The organism is Lentzea albidocapillata subsp. violacea (genome assembly GCF_900100275.1).
GTDB lineage: Bacteria > Actinomycetota > Actinomycetes > Mycobacteriales > Pseudonocardiaceae > Lentzea > Lentzea violacea.
On record NZ_FNET01000027.1, the window covers coordinates 14,046 to 31,654 of the forward strand.

Genomic DNA, 17,609 nt, shown 5'->3' on the forward strand with positions numbered 1-17,609 from the left:
AGCGCCTCCTCTCAACACCTTGAACACTAGGAAAGTGCGGCAGCTTCCGTCTTGCCGGTGTACTTCACGTAACCCTCGGACTCGAGCACGTCGGCCAGCTCACGGCCACCGGACTCGACGATCCGGCCGTTCGCGAAGACGTGCACGAAGTCCGGCTCGATGTACTTGAGGATCCGGGTGTAGTGCGTGATCAGCATGACGCCGACCTCACCGGAGGCCTTGTAGCGGTTGACGCCCTCGGACACGACGCGCAGGGCGTCGACGTCGAGGCCGGAGTCGGTCTCGTCGAGGATCGCGATCTTCGGCTGGAGCAGGCCCAGCTGCAGGATCTCGTGGCGCTTCTTCTCACCGCCGGAGAAGCCCTCGTTCACCGAACGCTCGGCGAACGCAGGGTCGATGTCGAGGTCTGCCATCGCACCCTTGACCTCCTTCACCCAGTGGCGAAGGGCCGGGGCCTCACCGCGCACGGCGGTGGCGGCGGTGCGCAGGAAGTTCGACATCGAGACGCCGGGGACCTCGACCGGGTACTGCATGGCGAGGAAGAGGCCCGCGCGGGCGCGCTCGTCGACGGTCATCTCGAGGACGTCCTCGCCGTCGAGGGTGACGGTGCCCGAAGTGATCGTGTACTTCGGGTGACCGGCGATCGCGTAGGACAGCGTGGACTTGCCTGAGCCGTTGGGGCCCATGATGGCGTGCGTCTCGCCGGCCTTGATCGTCAGGTCGACGCCCTTGAGGATCTCCTTGGGAGCGTCCTCGCTGACGACCGAGACGTGCAGGTCCTTGATCTCAAGGGTGGCCATGACTTGCCGTTCTCCTGGTGGTGTAGCTAGAAGTCAGTTCTTGGTGACGGTGACGTCGACGAAGACGTCGCCGTCACGGATGTCGACGGCGTAGACGTCGACCGGTTCGCTGGCGGGCGGCGAGGAGGGCTTGCCGGTCTCCAGGTCGAAACACGACCCGTGCAACCAGCACTCGATCCCCTTGCGGGAGACCTCGCCCTCGCTCAGCGACACCGCGGCGTGCGAGCAGAGATCCGCGAGTGCGTGCACCCGCTCGCCGTCGCGCACCAGTACGACGTCAGTTCCGTCGACGTCGGCGGCGAACGGCTTGCGGTCGTCCAACGAGGACAGTGCACACACCTTGATCACGTGCCGACCGCCTCGAGCTCTGCCTCGATGGCGGCCTCGAGGCGCTCGCGCACCTCGGGGACGGCGATCTTCGCGATCAGCTCCTGGAAGAAGCCGCGCACGACGAGACGCCGTGCCTGGTCCTCCGGGATGCCGCGCGCCTGCAGGTAGAACAGCTGCTCGTCGTCGAACCGGCCGGTGGCGCTGGCGTGGCCCGCACCCTCGATCTCGCCGGTCTCGATCTCCAGGTTCGGCACCGAGTCGGCACGCGCGCCGTCGGTCAGGATCAGGTTCCGGTTCAGCTCGAACGTCTCGGTGCCCTCGGCAGCGACACGGATGAGCACGTCGCCGATCCACACCGCGTGCGCGCCCTCGCCCTGCAGCGCGCCCTTGTAGACGACGTTGCTGCGGCATTTCGCCTGCGCGTGGTCGATGAACGGCCGGTGCTCCTGGTGCTGGCCCGCGTCCGCGAAGTACAGACCGAACAGCTCGGCGTCTCCGCCGCGGCCCGCGTACTGCACGACCGGCGTCACACGCACGACGTTGCCGCCGAGCGTGACCACGGTGTGCTTGATGGTCGCGTCGCGACCGAGCTTCACGTGGTGCTGCGAGACGTGCACGGCGTCGTCGGCCCAGTCGTGGATGGTGATCACCGTGAGGTGAGCGCCGTCCGCGACGAGGAACTCGATGTTGTCCGCGTACGCGCCGGAACCACGGAAGTCCAGGATCACGGTGCCCTCGGCGAACTGCGAGGCCTTGACCTGGATGTGGCCGTAGGCGACGGCATCCACGCCGGCACCGGTCACCGTGACGGTGGTCGGCTCGGACTTCACGTCACCGGGCAGCGTCACGATCGTGGCGTTCTCGAAGGACGAGTACGCCTGCGCCGCGACGCGGTCACCGGGGACGCCGGCCTTGCCGAGGCGCTCGTCGTCGCGACCGACGGTCTCGACGGTGACACCTTCAGCGGCGTTCACCTCGACGGCAGCGGAACCCGTTGCCGCAGCGCCGGAGTGCAGACCGGCAAGACGCTTGAGAGGCGTGAAGCGCCAGATCTCCTCACGGCCGCCGGGCACCTCGAACGCGTTCACGTCGTAGGACGTGAAGTGCTCCGCGCGCGACGTGACCGGAGCGACGGCTCCGTGGGAGTGAGGTTTCGTAGACAGGGCGGCCATGTCAGCCGACGGCCCCTTCCATCTGCAGTTCGATCAGGCGGTTCAGTTCGAGGGCGTACTCCATGGGGAGCTCACGCGCGATGGGCTCGACGAACCCGCGCACGATCATCGCCATGGCCTCGTCCTCGTTCAGGCCGCGCGACATCAGGTAGAACAGCTGGTCCTCGGAGACCTTCGAGACCGTGGCCTCGTGACCCATCTGCACGTCGTCCTCGCGGACGTCGACGTACGGGTAGGTGTCCGAGCGGCTGATGGTGTCGACCAGCAGCGCGTCGCACTTCACCGTGGACTTCGAGTGGTGCGCCCGCTTGTTGACCTGGACCAGGCCACGGTACGACGTGCGGCCACCGCCACGCGCCACCGACTTCGAGATGATCGTCGAAGAGGTGTGCGGTGCCATGTGGACCATCTTGGCGCCGGCGTCCTGGTGCTGGCCCTCGCCCGCGAACGCGATCGAGAGGACCTCGCCCTTGGCGTGCTCGCCCATCAGCCAGACCGCCGGGTACTTCATGGTCACCTTGGAGCCGATGTTGCCGTCGACCCACTCCATGGTCGCGCCCTCTTCTGCCTTGGCGCGCTTGGTGACCAGGTTGTAGACGTTGTTCGACCAGTTCTGGATCGTCGTGTAGCGGCAGCGGCCGCCCTTCTTCACGATGATCTCGACCACGGCCGAGTGCAGCGAGTCCGAGGAGTAGATCGGCGCGGTGCAGCCCTCGACGTAGTGCACGTAGGCACCCTCGTCGACGATGATCAGCGTGCGCTCGAACTGACCCATGTTCTCGGTGTTGATCCGGAAGTAGGCCTGCAGCGGGATGTCCACGTGCACGCCCTTCGGCACGTAGATGAACGAGCCACCGGACCACGTCGCGGCGTTGAGCGCCGAGAACTTGTTGTCACCCGCGGGGATGACGGAGCCGAAGTACTCCCGGAAGAGCTCCGGCTGCTCCTTCAGGGCCGTGTCGGTGTCGAGGAAGAGGACACCCTGCTCCTCCAGGTCCTCGCGGATCTGGTGGTAGACGACCTCGGACTCGTACTGGGCGGCGACACCGGCGACGAGGCGCTGCTTCTCGGCCTCCGGGATGCCCAGGCGGTCGTAGGTGTTCTTGATGTCCTCGGGCAGGTCCTCCCAGCTGGTGGCCTGCTTCTCGGTCGATCGCACGAAGTACTTGATCGAGTCGAAGTCGATCCCAGAGAGGTCAGCGCCCCAGCTCGGCATCGGCTTGAGGTCGAAGAGCCTCAGCGCCTTCAACCGGTACTCGAGCATCCACTCGGGCTCGCTCTTCTTCGCCGAGATGTCGCGGACGACATCCTCGCTGAGACCTCGGCGAGCGCTCGCGCCGGCAGTGTCCGAGTCGGCCCAGCCGAACTCGTAGTTACCGAGAGACGCAATCGTCTCTTCCTGCGTGAGCGGAGACTGCACCGTGGTGGGCGTGCGCTGCTCGGCAGCGGCAGTCATGCGGGCTCCCCTCCATCATCTGGGTTGAGCTTTCCGGCGGAGCCGGGGGAACTGGGTGAAATGTTCGGGATGTGCGTCGTGCACACGGCGTGGCCGCGTGCGATCGTCGCGAGGCGCTGCACGTGGGTACCCAGAAGAGCCGCGAAGGTCTCCGTCTCGGTCTCGCACAGCTGGGGGAACTCGGCGGCGACGTGGGCGACCGGGCAGTGGTGCTGGCACAACTGCTCGCCCGTACCCACATTTCGCGCCGCCGCAGCGTAGCCTTCCCTGCTCAACGCGGTCGCCAGGGCCTTGGCCCGTTCGGCGGGCGTGACCTGGGCCACGATCGTCGAACGATGACCGTCCACGAGTGCGTCGACACGACTTTGCGCGAAGGCGCGCACTGCCTCTTCCCCACCCGTCTGGGCGAGGAACCTGAGGGCGGCGACCGCGAGGTCGTCGTAGGCGTGGCCGAACCGGGCGCGTCCGGCGTCAGTCAGCAGGAAGAACTTCGCGGGACGGCCACGGCCACGTTGGGTCTGCCGGGGTGCGTCCCTCGTCGTCGCCTCACCGTCCGCGAGCAGCCCGTCGATGTGCCGACGCACGGCCGTGGGACTGATGCCCAGCTCCTCGGCGATACCCGCCGCGGTGACCGGGCCCTGCTCCAGGAGGAGCCTGGCGACAGCACGCCGAGTCCTGCCGTCGTGCTGCGGCACGGCGTCAAGGTGGGTCTCGGCGTTTTTCACAACACCAGTGTTGCGTATTTCGCCGGAGGTCGCAAAGATCGCGGTCACAGGGTGACCTGACTCACGGCTGAACGTGGCTCGATACGCTCCTGGCATGTCCACGAACGGCGGAGCTGTAACTCCGGAGAGCGACCTCTTGAACGGTCGGGAGCGACGCCAGCTGGACATCGTCCGTCGCTGGGGCACCATCGGCGCGTTGCTGCTGACCGTCGGGTCCCTGGGTGGCGGCGCCGCACCGATCTACTCGCCGCTCTACGGCGTGCCCGTGCTCGGGCTCTTCTCGAGGATGCCCAGTGTCGCGATGGGGGTCGTCTGGACCGGCATCTTCATGATCGTGTCGGCCTGGCTGGCGCTGGGCCGGTTCGTGAAGCCCGGCCGGCCGAGGCTGATCTCGCGCGGCCAGATGGACCGCACGCTGCTGATGTGGACCGTTCCGCTGGTCTTCTGCGTGCCGATGTTCTCCCGCGACGTGTACTCGTACCTGGCGCAGAGCGAGATCGCGGCGCGCGGGCTCGACCCGTACGAGCTGGGGCCCGCGAACGCGCTGGGCGTCGACCACGTGCTGACGCGCGGTGTGCCGAACATCTGGCGGGAGACGCCGGCGCCGTACGGGCCGTTGTTCCTCGCGTTCGGCCGGTTGACCGCGATGCTGACCGGCGACCACGTGGTGTCGGGTGTGTTCGTGCACCGGCTGCTCGTGCTGGTCGGCCTGGGGATGATCGTGTGGGCGCTGCCCCGGCTCGCGGCCCGGTTCGGGGTGCCGCCGGTCGGCGCGTTGTGGCTGGGCGCGCTGAACCCGCTGGTGCTGTTCCACATCGTCATCGGCGTGCACAACGACGGCCTGGCGCTCGGCCTCATGCTGGTCGGCCTGGAGCTCGCGATGCGCGGGCTGGAACCGTTGAAGTGGACCTGGATCACGCTGGGCGCCGGGGTCATCGTGTGCGGCGCGATGGTGAAGATCCCCGCGATGGCCGCGCTCGGGTTCCTCGGCGTGATGGTGGCGCGCAAGCTCGGCGGGCAACTCAAGCACCTGGCGATCGTGGCCGGGATCATGGCCGCCATAGCCGCGGTCGGGGTGGTGGTGATCTGCCTCGGCACCGGGTTCGGCTTCGGCTGGGTCGAGACGCTGAACGTCGCGTCGACCGTGAAGTCGTGGATGTCGCCGCCGACCGCGCTCGGGTTCCTCGGCGCCGGCACCGGCATCCTGCTGGGCCTCGGCAACCACACCGAGGCGATGATCTCGCTGACCCGGCTGCTCGGGCAGGCCGTGTCCGTGGTGATCACGGTCGGACTGCTGTGGCGCAGCTTCAAGGGCCGGATCAAGGCGATGAACGGTCTGGGCGCGGCTCTGGGCGCGATCCTGGTGCTCGGGCCGGTGCTGCAGCCCTGGTACGTGCTGTGGGCGGCGATCCCGCTGGCCACCGCCGTGGTCGGGCCGAAGTTCCGGATGTTCGCCATGGTCACGTCGGCGATCATCGCGGTCATCCTGCCGCCGACCGGGTCCGCGTTCGACGGGCGTGCCTACACCGTGCCGCAGGCGGTCGCCGGTGCGGTGATCACGTTCGCGGTCTGCGTGCTGGTCGCGCGCAAGCGGGTCGGGCCGTTCCTGAAGTCCGACCCCGCGGGCGGAGGACAGGTCTGAGCGGCCGGTAACCCCGAACCTCCGGCGAACGAGAAACCAGCAGGGGAGGATCGTCGCCGGAGGGGGTGACGTGGCATGTCCGAACAACCCATGTCGCGGGAAGAGGTCCGGTTCGCCGTCGTGCTCAACGGGGGCGTGAGCCTCGCCGTCTGGATGGGCGGCGTCGTGCTGGAGCTCGACCGTCTGACCAGGCCGGGATCGGTGTACCAGCCACTGCTGGACCTGGTCGGCTGCACGGCGAGAGCCGACGTCATCGCGGGCACGTCCGCGGGCGGCATCAACGGCGCCGCGCTGGCGTTGTCGCAGGTCAACAAGCAGGCCGACCTGACGAGGCTGCGTGACCTCTGGGCCGAGCAGGGCCGGATGGAACAGCTGCTGCGGACGCCGTTCCGCGGCCAGCCGGGCTCGCTGCTCAAGGGTGACGAGTTCTTCCTGCCCCGGCTCCAGGAGGCACTGGCCCGGCTCACCGCGGACTTCGAGCCGACCGAGCCGGACGAACGCCCGATCGACCTGCGCATCACCACCACACTGCTCGGCGGCGTTCCGGCGGTCACCTACGACGACCTGGGCCAGCCGCTGACGCAGTCGGTGCACCAGGGCTCGTTCTCGTTCCGCCGCGACCCCTACCACTGGGTCAGCGAGGAGACCAGGGACGACTTCGCGGCCGCGACGCTCAACGACCGCGTGCTGCAGCTCGCGCTGGCAGCACGGTCGAGCGCCAGCTTCCCGTTCGCGTTCGAGCCGAGCTTCATCCCGGTCGGCGGTCAGTCCACGCCAGATCGCCCGGACATGGCGGACGTCGCCAGCTGGGCCAACGGCGGCGACCGCAGCAGGTTCGCGGTCGACGGTGGCGTTCTCGTGAACACGCCGACGAAGGAGGCCCTCGAAGCCATCGACCGGATGCCGGCGGACGGGCCGGTGCGGCGGGTGATGCTGCTGGTCTTCCCGCACGCCGAGCCGCTGGGCTCCGAGCCGGTGGCCGACACCTTCGAGAAGGGACCGACGACGGTCGGGTCCGGCGGCAGGCTGCTGGGCGCGATGTCCAGCCAGGCCGGCCGGACCTACGTCGAGAAGATCGAGGAGCACAACCGGCGCGCCGCCGGCAGCAGGGGCGGCCGGATGGCGTTGCTGGAGCGGCTGCACACGAGCGGCGAGGACGTCGTCGGCGAGGTGTACTCCCTGGCGGACAAGCTCTTCGGCCACTACGAGGACGTCGAGATCCGGCTCGCGGCACGGCAGGTGACGGCGCAGCAGTTCGCGCTGCCCGGCGGAAATCCGGCGAACTGGTCGTTCGAACGGGCGCGCCGGGCCGCGGAGACCGCACAGCGCAAGTGGAAGAAGCTGCACGGCGTCCTGCCGTACGTGCCGGGCGTGCGGCTGCCGGGCGTCGTGTGCCGCGAGGACGTGGGCTGGGAGTGGGGCATCACGATGGCCGAACGCCTCGGGGCGTCGGCGCTCGACCTGCTCAAGCGGCTCGTGTGGGTGGTGCCCGAGGCGCAGGCCGGCAAGGTCACCACGGCCCGCCGCGAACTCCACCGGGTCCGCGCCGAACTGCGCAGGCTGCGGGAGGAACTGTTCGACTGGAAGCCGTCGGACTCGCTCGGCGAGACCTACTGGACCGGCAGGCTCGCGAGCTACCACGAGCACATGATCGACGGGCAGATCGGCCTGCGGGTCAGGGCACAGGTGGCCGAGATCGGCCGGGTCGTCGGCGCGGCGCAGCAGGTGATCACCGCGCTAGACGAGCACCGGCTGAAGCTCGGCGGGCTGGTCTGCTGGCACGCGCTGCTCGACGCCCCGGCGGTGGCGTCCGAGGCCGGGCTCGGCGACGGCGAGCGGTGGCTCAGTCGCCTGCTGGCACTGGAGATCGCCGGCACGTGCCTGTCCGACGACGCCTCGACGGGGATGGACTCCCCGGTCGAGCTGGTGCAGGTGTCGTTGCAGACGCGCAACGCGTTCGCGCAGCAGTCGCTCACGGCCGACGACAAGGCCGGCGGTGCTTCGCTGTCGCGGTTCTCCGGGTTCCTCAAGCGGTCGTGGCGGGTCAACGACTGGATCTGGGGCCGGCTGGACGGCGCCACGATGCTGTGCCGCGTGCTGTTCGACCCGCGGCGGTTGCGGCGCATGGACCTGCTGGGCCGGCCGGCCGATGATCGCCGCACGGCGGAGGAACGCGCGCAGGCCGTCGTCGACCAGGTCGTCACGGCGATGTTCGGCCTGGAGCTGCCGGTGCAGGTCGCCGCGTGCGCCGACGAGGCCAAAAAGGAGCTCACGGGCATCTACGAGACCGAGAACGAGCTGTCGCCGTCGTCGATGAAGCTCGCCGAACTCGCCGCGTGGGGCCTGCACTGGCGGATCATCTGCGAGGAGCTCCCCCGGCTGCGGGCCGCGATCATCGCCGACCGCGGTGACGGCGCGGACAGGCGTTCGCGGGGTGAGCTGTTCCTGGAGGAGCACGCGGACCTGTTGCGGCGCCTGGAGTATCCGCAGGGGCACACGGTCACGCTGGGCATGTCGGCGCTGAACGCGTTCGACCGCGCGGGCATCGGCCGAGAGCCGCTGACCCAGGAGGCGGCGTCGGACCAGATGATCCGCACGGCCGCGACCGCCGCCGCCGTGGCGGTCACGGTCGCCGACTCCGAACGGTCCGGGCTCGCCGCGGTGAGGCCCGTGACGCGGGTGCTGCGGGGTGCCGCCCTGCTCCCCTACTGGACGATCACCGGCCTGACCCGTGGCGGCAAGCTCGCGCAGTTCCTGGGCCTGCTGGGCCTCGCGGTCGGTGGCGCGCTGGTCGTCATGGCGTTGTTCGGCATGCTGCCGGCGTGGGCCGCCGGTCCCGGCGCGGCGCTCGGCGCGGCCGGTCTGCTCGGCGCCTTCGGTTACGCGGCACTGCGCAGCGGCACGATGCTGCACGGCCTGGTGCTGTTGTCACCTGTGATTCCGTTGGTGGCCATAGCCGTCGACAGGCTGCCCGACGAGTCGGCGGAGATCACGACCGGCACGATCACGGTCGCCGGTGTCGCGTTCGTCGTCGCGGCGTTGCTCGTCCTCGGCTCGCTGCCCTCCCCGATCCGCACACCGCTCGCCGTGCTGGCCGACTTCCGGCCGTTGCGGATCATCAGGCGGCGCTGGAAGCAGGCGGCGGTGGTGCTGGTGGTGGCGGGGATGGTCTGGGCGGTGTGGCAGTTCGAGCTGCACACCAGGCCGTGGCTGGTGATTCCCGCATCGATCCTTTGTGGAGCGTTCGGTGTGTACATGGCGCTGACGGGCGGCAATTCGCTGCAGCGCTGGCGCCGCGTCGAGGGCGTGTGGGGCACGGAACGCGCCGAGCCTCCCGCCGCCGCGACCGCCGGGTGGGCCGTGGTCTACGGCATCGGCTACCTCGTGATCGCCGACGTGCTGCTGGTCATCGGGCCGCGCGGGTGGGGCTGGCAGGCGGTGATCGGCACGGCGCTGGCGTTCGGCCTGGTACTGCTGCTGATCACGCCCTGGTACGTGCCCCGCATCGAACGCCGGCGGCTGCGCGACCAGCTCGTCGACGAGGCCGTTCCGGCGGTCTACCCGCCCGGCTGCGACGTCGCGGCGACGTTGCGCGAACGGCTGGAGGGGCACGCCTCGCTGTACCGGTTCCTCATCCGGGGAGACGGCGAACACCCTGCAGAACTCACCCTCTCCCCGACCGGACTGGCTGTGGCGCAGCGGATCGAGGCAAAGCTCAGGACCACCGGCCCGGCCGCGTGACGCGGCCGGGCCGGTGGGTCTCCCCCTGAGCGGTCAGGCAGCCAGTGCGATGACCGGCACCGTCTGACCCATCGCCCGCGCGTACAGCGCCTCGAAGCGCTCCAGCGTCGTGCCCAGCGCGTGGTGCGAGATGATCTCGCTGCTGGCCGCGCCCATCCGCGCCCGCATCGGCGCGTCGTGCACGAGCGTGTGCAGGCGCTGGGCCAGCTGGTTGACGTCGCCGGGCTCGAACAGCCAGCCGTTGCGGCCGGAGTGCACGAGGTGCGGCAGTGCCATGGCGTTCGCGGCGATCACCGGCTTGCCCGCGGCCATCGCCTCCATGGTGGCGAGGCTCTGCAGCTCCGCGACGCCGGGCATGACGAACAGGTCGCAACGGGCGTAGGCGTCGAGCAGGTCGTCCTCGGAGACGAAGCCGTGGAACCGCACGCGGTCCGTGATCTCCAGGTCGCGGGCCAGGAGCTCCCACTCCGCCTTGCAGGTGCCGTCGCCGACGATCTCGCCGAACGCGCCGGGCACGCGGGCCAGGGCACGCAGGAACTCGTCGACGCGCTTCTCCTCGTCCAGCCGTCCCACGAACAACGCGGTCGGACGGTCGTTGTGCGTCACGGAACGCTGGTAGCGGGCGATGTCGATGCCGCACGAGACGGGCACCGCGGCCGTGGGGAAACCGCTGTCGTGCAACAGCTGCACGGCGCGCGGGGTCGGCGCGGTCACGACGTCGGCGCGGCCGAAGACGCGGGCCAGGTCGCGGTAGGCGAACTTGCGGGCCATGCCCTGCAGGAACGCCGGCACGTGGGCGTGGCTGAACAGGTTCTCCGGCATGAAGTGGTTCGTGGCGAGCGTCGGGATGCCCTGGGCGACAGCGGAGTTCAGGACGAACCGGCCCACCACGAAGTGCGCCTGCACGTGTACGACATCGGGCTTGAGCGACTTGATCAGTGCGTCGGCTTCCTTGGAGGCCTGCCACGGCAGGCAGAAGCGGAAGTCCGGGTAGAACGGCAGCCGGTGCGACCGGAGCCGGTGGACTGTCACGCCGGGGATCTCCGTGGCCTTGGGCGAGTCCGGGGCGATGACATGGACGTCGTGACCCTTCTCGGCGAGGCCGACCGCCAGGCGCTGCGCGAAGCGCGCGGCACCGTTGACGTCCGGCGGGAACGTGTCGGCGGCGATGACGACGCGAAGCGCGCTGGAGGTGTTCACGAGAAGCTCCGTTCGGATGTTTTCACGAGGTTGACGAGCAAGTGCGAACACGCCGCAAACGGCGGCGAGAGCGCAGGCGAACAGCGCGACACCGGTCAAAGGAGACAGATGCGCGGCCTCGCCGAGCAGGAAGGCACCGAGGCCCACGGCGACCAATGGGTCCACCACGGTCAGGCAGGCGACGGCGAGATGAGGGGGTCCGCCGGCGTAGGCGTGCTGGACCAGCCAGCCGCCGACGGCGAGTGAGAGGGCGATGCCGAGCACGGACGCGAGGTGCGAGAGCCCGAAACCGCCTTGCTGCACGGACTGGGAGACGGCGCGCATCAACACGGACACGTAGCCGTATGCGACGCCACCGGCTGAGGCGAACGCCACAGCGCGAACGCGTGCGTTCGACGTAAGGGCTGCGATCACGCCCGGCACCGCGATCAGGCCGAGAGTCACGAGTCCGGCGGTGAGTTCGATGTCCGGCGCGACCTTCGTCGCGGTCGCACTGCCCGAGGCGAGCAACACGAACGCACCCACGCCCACGGTCGTGAGCAGGATCGCCGGCAACTCACGGAAACGGCGGTCCATCAACGCGGTCATGCCGATCGCGAGCACGCCGATCGGCTGCACGACCGTCAACGGCGCCATGCCCAGCGCGGCGGCGTGCACTCCGGCACCGGCGATGAGCAACGCGAGGCCGCCGAGCCAGCGGGGCTGCCGCAGGACACTGGCGCGGGCTCCGGTCGAGGCGATCGCGTCGTGCTGCAGGCGGGCCGCGAGGGCGAAGCACACGGCACCGAACACGGCGAGCGTGATGGCGATCATGGTCATGAGGTGCGCCTCACCTGTAGTGCCGCGATGGCGAAAAGGAGTCCGTAAAGTGAAGCGAACAAAACGCGTTCCGTAAGTCCGCGTGCCTCGAAACCCGCGAAGGAAACGTGGCTGACCAGAAAAGCCGCGCTGGAGACACTCGCCGTTATTGCGACACCGAGCAGGGCCGGAAACTTGCGGGCGATGAGCACACCGGCCGCGGGCAACGCCATGAACATGACCGCGCCGGCGTACCGGTGGATGTAGCCCGACATGGACGTCGGCGCCCCCGTCGGATCGGTCGGGAAGATCGTCGACACGGTCAGCCCTGCCGACCAGATGCCGATCAGCCACTGCGCTGACCTGCCTACACCGTGCAGGTTGACGGCCAGCAAAGCTGAGACGGCCGCGAGACTAAGAGACGTCGCCGCGAGCCAGCCCGTGCCGTTGTCCACGAACACGTAGTCGCTGATCACGTCCGTGACCGGGTTGAGCTGACCTGCCGACATGACATGCAGGTAGAAAATCGGGACCAGTGAGAACACCAGGCCCCCGACCACCAGTCCCCGTCTTTTCTCCCCCGCTTCGATCACGGGAAAAGTCTCTTCCGAATGCCGTGATCAACCAATGGGGAACTCCCCCGAGCGAACCCTGAGGTGTCCCTGAGTCACCGGGGTAGGGCTAGCCCCACCTTTTTCAGCTCTGCTTCAGGAATAGGCCGATTGACCCAGCTGCGTGCGGGTCGCCCGGACCGCCTAGGCTGCGTGCTCGTGAGCCCGAATCCCCAGCCTGCGGTGGAAGTGTCGGGGCTGGTCAAGAGGTACGGCTCGAAGACCGCCGTCGACGGCCTTGATCTCGTTCAGCAGCCCGGCACCGTGCTGGCCCTGCTCGGGCCCAACGGCGCGGGCAAGACGACGACCGTCGAGATCTGCGAGGGCTTCCGCACGGCCGACGCCGGTTCGGTGCGCGTGCTCGGGCTCCCGGCCGGCACCGAGGCGCTGCGGCCCCGCATCGGCGTGATGCCGCAGGGCGGTGGCGGCTATCCCGGCATCCGCGCCGAGGAGATGCTGAACCTCGTGGCCGCGTGCGCCGCCCATCCACTCGATCCGAAGTGGCTGATCGAGGTCCTCGGGCTCGGTGGCGCGGTGCGCACCCCGTACAAGAGGCTCTCCGGCGGCCAGCAGCAGCGGTTGTCGCTCGCGTGCGCGCTGATCGGCCGTCCCGAGCTCGTGTTCCTGGACGAGCCGACCGCGGGCATGGACCCGCAGGCACGCCGTCTGGTGTGGGACCTCGTGGGCGCTCTCAAGGAAGACGGCGTGTCCGTGCTCCTGACGACGCACCTGATGGACGAGGCCGAGTCGCTGGCCGACGACGTCGTGATCATCGACGAGGGCCGCGTGGTCGCGCACGGCTCGCCCGCCGAACTGACCGCGAACCGGCCGGACGACCAGCAGCTGCGGTTCCGCGCCCGGCCCGGTCTCGACACCACGCTGCTGTCCGCCGCACTGCCCGAGCGGTTGAAGGTGCGCGAGGTGACGCGGGGCGCGTACGTCGTGGAGGGTCTGATCGACCCGCAGGTCGTCTCGACCGTCACGTCGTGGTGCGCGCAGCAGGGCGTGCTGGCCGAGGAACTGACGGTGGCCAAGCGCAGCCTCGAAGACGTTTTCCTGGAGCTGACCGGCAGGGAGCTGCGCTCGTGACCACCTTCGCTCCCGGCACGTTCAAGCCCTCGCCCGGCCGCGGGTCGCTGCCACGCATGCTGTTCGTGCACGCGCGCACCGAGGCGACGCTGACGTTGCGCAACGGCGAGCAGATCCTGCTGACGGTGATCATCCCGCTGGCGTTGCTGGTGGCGTTGTCGTTGATGTCGGTGATCCCGATGCCGGAGCCGCGCGTGGGGTCCGCCACCGCGCGGATCTTCGCCCTGGCGATCATCTCGTCGGCGTTCACCGGGCAGGCCATCGCGCTCGGCTTCGACCGGCGTTACGGCGTGCTGAAGCGGCTGTCGGCCTCGGCGCTGCCCCGCTGGCTGCTCGTCGCGGGACGGGTCTGCGGCGCGCTGGTCGTGGTCGCGCTCCAGATCGCGTTGCTGGCGGTCACGGCGCTGTTCCTGGGCTGGCGCTTCCCGCTGAGCGGCCTGCCGTGGGTGGTGCTGCTGATCGTCCTGGGCACGCTGACGTTCGGCGCGCTGGGTGTGCTGCTGGGCGGTTCGCTGCGGGCCGACATCGTGCTGGCCCTGGCGAACATCATCTGGTTCGTGCTGCTGATGGTCGGCGGTGTGGCGCTGTCCGTGCCGGTCGGGTTCGTGCACCTGCTGCCGTCCGCCGCTCTGGCTCAGGCGCTGGAAACCTCTGTGGTGCACGGCACGGCACCGGGTGTGGGCCCGGTCGCAGTGCTCGTGGCCTGGGGTGTTGTGGCGGGTGCGTTGGCTACCCGGACGACAAAGCTCACCTAGCGAGACCTACCATCAAGGCGTGTCGAAGCTGACCGCCTTCCTCGTGTCCTGGCAGCGCGCTTTCGCGATTGCCGTCGTCATCGCGCAGGCCGGAATCGCGGTCACCGGGTCGATCGTCCGCGTGACCGGCTCCGGGCTCGGCTGCCCGACGTGGCCCGAGTGCGTCGAGGGCAGCGTCGTCCCGGTGGAGCACCCCGAGGTCGCGGCGCTGCACCAGTGGGTCGAGTTCGGCAACCGGACGCTGACCGGTGTCGTCGGCATCATCGCGGGCCTGTGCGTGCTGGCGGCGTGGTTCCACCTGCCGCGACGCAGGCGGGTGCTCGTGCTCTCGCTCGTCCAGCTCGTCGGCGTGGCCGTGCAGGCGGTCGTCGGCGGCATCACGGTGCTGACGGGCCTGGCCTGGTACACCGTCTCGATCCACTTCATGATCTCGATGGGCCTGGTGTGGATGGCCGTGCTGCTCGTGAGCTCGCTGTCCGAGGGCGACGGTCCGGTCAGGCTGAAGGTGCCGGCGCCGTTGATGAAGCTCCAGGTCGTGATGGCCGTCGTGCTGGGCGCGTTGCTGCTCGCGGGCACCTGGGTGACGGCCGCCGGGCCGCACGCCGGTGACGCGTCGACGCCTCGCCTGGGCGTTGAGGTCGAGACGCTCGCGCAGATCCACGCGGACCTGCTGTTCCTGTTCCTGGGCCTGCTGATCGCGGTCGGGTTCTTCACCCGCACCCGCACCTACTGGACTTTGGTCGGCGTCGTGCTCGCTCAGGGTGCGCTGGGCATGGTCCAGTACTGGACGGGTGTGCCGGAGGTGCTCGTGTCGATCCACGTGCTCGGTGCCGGCGCCGTTGTCGTTGCCACGGCGGCACTCTGGACGTCGTCGCGCGAACGCACGCACGAGGTCGAACTGCCCGCTTCCGAGGATCAGGCGCTCAGCAAGGCCTGAGCCTCACCCTGGTCGTTGTGGCCGGCCCAGTTCGCGGGCGTGGCCTCGAAGTTCACGTCGGTGATGGTCCGATCGGCACCCGCGTCGAGCAGGACGCGGATGACCGGCAGGTGGCCGCGTTCCGCCGCGAGGTGCAGTGCCGTCACGCCCTCGCCGTGCATCGGCCCGCCGAACGTCGTGCGCTGGTTGGGATTCGCGCCCAGGTCGAGCAACGTGCGGGTGGCGTTCTCCAGCCCGCACCAGGCCGCCCACGCGAGCGCCGTGCCGCGGTAGACGTCCGCGTCGATCCTGGCGCCACGTTTGAGCAGGTCGCCCAGGATCTCGGTGCGGTCGTTGCGGGCGGCCCACGACAACGCCTCGTCGAGCACCTCCTGCGGGTCGTTCGTCGGCCACCAGCGCGGGAACCCGCTGTGCGGGCGGTAGTAGCCGCGCCTGGCCTCCGGTTCGGCCGCCAGGTCCAGCTCACCCAGACCGGCGGCGGTGCGCAGGTTCGGCGGGTGGACTCCGTGCTGTGCCAGGAGTTCGGCTGTTGTGACGTTGCCCCAGAACAACGCGACCGTGAGCGGTGTGCCGCCTTCGCCCCGTGCGTCCAGATCGGTGCGAGCACCTCGTTGCAGGAGCATTTGTGCCAGTTTCGGCAGGTTCGAGTAGGCCGCCTGGTGCAATGCCGTCCAGCCGTGGACGTTCTGGTGGTCGATGTCCGCGCCGTCGTTGAGCAACACCTCGACGAGGCGTTCGTCGCACTTGGCCGTCGCGAGGCCGAGCAGGTCGTTTCCGTTGGTGCCACTGGCCTTCACGAGCCACGGGTCGCGCGTGATGATCGCCTTGAGCTCACCGGGGTTCTGCATTTCGATGGCCTGGTAGGCGCGGGCGAACGGGCGCGGCTTGCGGATGTTCGCCCTGAGCGCCTTCCAGTCCTCGCAGCCGTGGGCCCTGGCGAGCACCATGTGCGCGCCCTCGTCCGTCAGCGGCACGTCGTCGAAGACCTCAAGCGCACCCGGCACGCCATCCCACGCGGAAGCGAGCAGACCCCTGGCCCGCTCCTCGTAGTACTCGATGTCATCACGAAACGGGTGCCACATGGCACCACGCTACTTCGGTGCGGCAGGCCTGCGCTCCCACAAAGCGGGGAGTTCCTCCGAGAGCCAACCGTAGAGTTTGTCGACGGTCCTCAGCCGCATCGACCGCTCCGGATCGCCACTGAGCAACCGCATGCCGTCGTCGGTGAGCGTCTGGACGCTGGCGATCGCGTCGAACTTGCGCTGGATGAAGTCCGTCCAGGCCTTCTCGTTGATCCGGTACTCGGCCGCCTGCCGCCCACGCCGGGTCCGCTTGGTCACCAGCCCGACGTTGACCAGGTACTTCAGGTTCGTGCTGATCGACCCGCTGCTCGCCTCCAGCTCCTGCGAGAGCTCGGCGGCGGTGCGCTCGACCGGCTGGCACACCAGCAGGTAGCCGAGGATACGGCCACCGATCAGCGGGATGCCCTCCTCGGCGAAGTGGGCCGCGAACCGCTCGATCCAGGCCGACAGGCGGGTCTCCCGTCCGACGCTCATCTCAGTGATCCCTTTCGGTCGACACTGAAACTATCGTAGCGATCTTGTCAATACATGCAACCCGGCGGTTGCAATACAGGACAGGAAGTGCAACCATCGGTTGCACTTCACCTCCGACATCGACAGGGACGTACCGATGGACACGACCGCACTTCGCAGCGCCTACAAGAAGTTCCTCGACGTGGCGACGACGCCCGGCCTCGGCGAGGCAGCGGACGGAGGCTGGAACGCCGACCAGGTGCTGGCCCACGTTCTCAGCGTCGACGCGGCGGCCGCCGCTGTCGCACTCGGCGTCGTGTCCGGCGCCCGCCCCACCTTCGACAACCGGATCTGCCTCGACCGCTGGAACCTCGACCGGATCATCGCCGAGCATTCCGGCCGAGCCGGCCTGATCACCCACGTCCGCCACCAGGCGGCCGTCCTCTGCGACATCGCCGATCAGCTCAGCGAGCAGACCGCCGCGGTTCTGGTGCCGTCATTCCTAATGTCCGGCGACGAGCTCGTGCTGGACCAGCCGCTCGCACTCGCCGATCTCGTCAACGGTCTTGCCGAGAAACACGTACCCGGGCACACCCGGCAATTGGCCGACCTGCGGCCTTAGACCGCCGCCGGCACCCGATTCACCGTGGCGAGGAATGCCGACCAGGCCTGCGCTGACACCTGCCGGTTCGCTCGGCGACGAGGCTTGTGGAGATCGGCTGGATCGAAGGTGACGGAGATGGTGCCCGCGACGAGCACGGGTTCCTATTTGCCGGTGCCAGCGTCCACCATCACAAACGGAGGCTAGAAGGCCAAGC

The 17,609-nt window shown here is 69.2% G+C and carries 15 protein-coding genes; 6 read left to right on the forward strand and 9 right to left on the reverse strand.

Annotation, left to right across the window (positions count from 1 at the left end; translation table 11 throughout):
- Positions 1–26 precede the first annotated feature (26 nt).
- Genes sufC through BLR21_RS36635 form a run of 5 tightly spaced genes read right to left on the reverse strand, consistent with a single transcriptional unit; the run spans position 27 to position 4,483 of the window.
- Positions 27–800, reverse strand: coding sequence for a Fe-S cluster assembly ATPase SufC (gene sufC, locus BLR21_RS36615; RefSeq protein ID WP_090013888.1), 774 nt, complete (start codon positions 798–800; stop codon positions 27–29).
- A 33-nt stretch (positions 801–833) separates the two neighbouring features.
- On the reverse strand, positions 834–1,148 hold the full coding sequence (locus tag BLR21_RS43345; protein ID WP_090013890.1) for a non-heme iron oxygenase ferredoxin subunit: 315 nt from the start codon (positions 1,146–1,148) through the stop codon (positions 834–836).
- Positions 1,145–2,302, reverse strand: coding sequence for a Fe-S cluster assembly protein SufD (sufD, locus tag BLR21_RS43350; RefSeq protein ID WP_090013892.1), 1,158 nt, complete (start codon positions 2,300–2,302; stop codon positions 1,145–1,147). Before sufD ends, BLR21_RS43345 begins: the two co-directional genes overlap by 4 nt.
- 1 nt (position 2,303) lies before the next feature.
- Positions 2,304–3,758, reverse strand: coding sequence for a Fe-S cluster assembly protein SufB (gene sufB, locus BLR21_RS36630; RefSeq protein WP_090013894.1), 1,455 nt, complete (start codon positions 3,756–3,758; stop codon positions 2,304–2,306).
- Positions 3,755–4,483 carry a helix-turn-helix transcriptional regulator gene (locus tag BLR21_RS36635; protein WP_256335172.1) on the reverse strand — a complete coding sequence of 243 codons (729 nt, stop codon included), beginning with the start codon at positions 4,481–4,483 and terminating at the stop codon, positions 3,755–3,757. Before BLR21_RS36635 ends, sufB begins: the two co-directional genes overlap by 4 nt.
- Before the next feature lie 94 nt (positions 4,484–4,577).
- On the opposite strand from BLR21_RS36635, the gene mptB reads away from it, so the two are divergent.
- Entirely contained in the window at positions 4,578–6,125 is a 1,548-nt protein-coding gene (gene mptB, locus BLR21_RS36640) for a polyprenol phosphomannose-dependent alpha 1,6 mannosyltransferase MptB (RefSeq protein WP_090013896.1), read from the forward strand.
- A 75-nt stretch (positions 6,126–6,200) separates the two neighbouring features.
- Entirely contained in the window at positions 6,201–9,866 is a 3,666-nt protein-coding gene (locus BLR21_RS36645; protein WP_090013898.1) for a patatin-like protein, read from the forward strand.
- A 33-nt stretch (positions 9,867–9,899) separates the two neighbouring features.
- Here the strand turns inward: BLR21_RS36645 and BLR21_RS36650 are convergent, their stop codons facing one another.
- Both BLR21_RS36650 and BLR21_RS36655 read right to left on the reverse strand, forming a co-directional pair.
- On the reverse strand, positions 9,900–11,885 hold the full coding sequence (locus BLR21_RS36650) for a glycosyltransferase (protein WP_090013900.1): 1,986 nt from the start codon (positions 11,883–11,885) through the stop codon (positions 9,900–9,902).
- Entirely contained in the window at positions 11,882–12,457 is a 576-nt protein-coding gene (locus BLR21_RS36655) for a DUF998 domain-containing protein (RefSeq protein WP_256335173.1), read from the reverse strand. The genes BLR21_RS36650 and BLR21_RS36655 overlap by 4 nt, the downstream gene beginning before the upstream one ends.
- 177 nt (positions 12,458–12,634) lie before the next feature.
- Here BLR21_RS36655 and BLR21_RS36660 point away from each other — a divergent pair, with 177 nt between their 5' ends.
- Genes BLR21_RS36660 through BLR21_RS36670 form a run of 3 tightly spaced genes read left to right on the forward strand, consistent with a single transcriptional unit; the run spans position 12,635 to position 15,256 of the window.
- The gene (locus BLR21_RS36660; RefSeq protein ID WP_256335174.1) at positions 12,635–13,564 is read left to right on the forward strand and encodes an ABC transporter ATP-binding protein; all 930 of its coding nucleotides are present in this window, start codon (positions 12,635–12,637) and stop codon (positions 13,562–13,564) included.
- On the forward strand, positions 13,561–14,319 hold the full coding sequence (locus BLR21_RS36665; RefSeq protein WP_030478153.1) for an ABC transporter permease: 759 nt from the start codon (positions 13,561–13,563) through the stop codon (positions 14,317–14,319). Before BLR21_RS36660 ends, BLR21_RS36665 begins: the two co-directional genes overlap by 4 nt.
- 19 nt (positions 14,320–14,338) lie before the next feature.
- Positions 14,339–15,256 carry a COX15/CtaA family protein gene (locus BLR21_RS36670; RefSeq protein ID WP_090013904.1) on the forward strand — a complete coding sequence of 306 codons (918 nt, stop codon included), beginning with the start codon at positions 14,339–14,341 and terminating at the stop codon, positions 15,254–15,256.
- Here BLR21_RS36670 and BLR21_RS36675 read toward each other — a convergent pair.
- Entirely contained in the window at positions 15,235–16,338 is a 1,104-nt protein-coding gene (locus BLR21_RS36675; protein ID WP_090013906.1) for an ankyrin repeat domain-containing protein, read from the reverse strand. The two genes, BLR21_RS36670 and BLR21_RS36675, sit on opposite strands and share 22 nt — an antisense overlap.
- Positions 16,339–16,347: 9 nt before the next feature.
- Positions 16,348–16,812: a GbsR/MarR family transcriptional regulator gene (locus BLR21_RS36680; RefSeq protein WP_030478150.1), complete on the reverse strand. Its 465-nt coding sequence runs from the start codon at positions 16,810–16,812 to the stop codon at positions 16,348–16,350.
- Positions 16,813–16,948: 136 nt separating this feature from the next.
- Here BLR21_RS36680 and BLR21_RS36685 point away from each other — a divergent pair, with 136 nt between their 5' ends.
- Complete coding sequence (locus BLR21_RS36685) at positions 16,949–17,413, forward strand: hypothetical protein (RefSeq protein ID WP_143028036.1); 465 nt, start codon at positions 16,949–16,951, stop codon at positions 17,411–17,413.
- The last annotated feature ends 196 nt before the right edge of the window (positions 17,414–17,609 follow it).

Bases quoted from the DNA above. Each gene is read 5' to 3' on its own strand.
- sufC (WP_090013888.1), bottom strand. From the start codon at position 800: ATGGCCACCCTTGAGATCAAGGACCTGCACGTCTCGGTCGTCAGCGAG.
- sufD (WP_090013892.1), bottom strand. From the start codon at position 2,302: ATGGCCGCCCTGTCTACGAAACCTCACTCCCACGGAGCCGTCGCTCCG.
- sufB (WP_090013894.1), bottom strand. From the start codon at position 3,758: ATGACTGCCGCTGCCGAGCAGCGCACGCCCACCACGGTGCAGTCTCCG.
- mptB (WP_090013896.1), top strand. From the start codon at position 4,578: ATGTCCACGAACGGCGGAGCTGTAACTCCGGAGAGCGACCTCTTGAAC.
- BLR21_RS36645 (WP_090013898.1), top strand. From the start codon at position 6,201: ATGTCCGAACAACCCATGTCGCGGGAAGAGGTCCGGTTCGCCGTCGTG.
- BLR21_RS36650 (WP_090013900.1), bottom strand. From the start codon at position 11,885: ATGACCATGATCGCCATCACGCTCGCCGTGTTCGGTGCCGTGTGCTTC.
- BLR21_RS36675 (WP_090013906.1), bottom strand. From the start codon at position 16,338: ATGTGGCACCCGTTTCGTGATGACATCGAGTACTACGAGGAGCGGGCC.
- BLR21_RS36680 (WP_030478150.1), bottom strand. From the start codon at position 16,812: ATGAGCGTCGGACGGGAGACCCGCCTGTCGGCCTGGATCGAGCGGTTC.
- BLR21_RS36685 (WP_143028036.1), top strand. From the start codon at position 16,949: ATGGACACGACCGCACTTCGCAGCGCCTACAAGAAGTTCCTCGACGTG.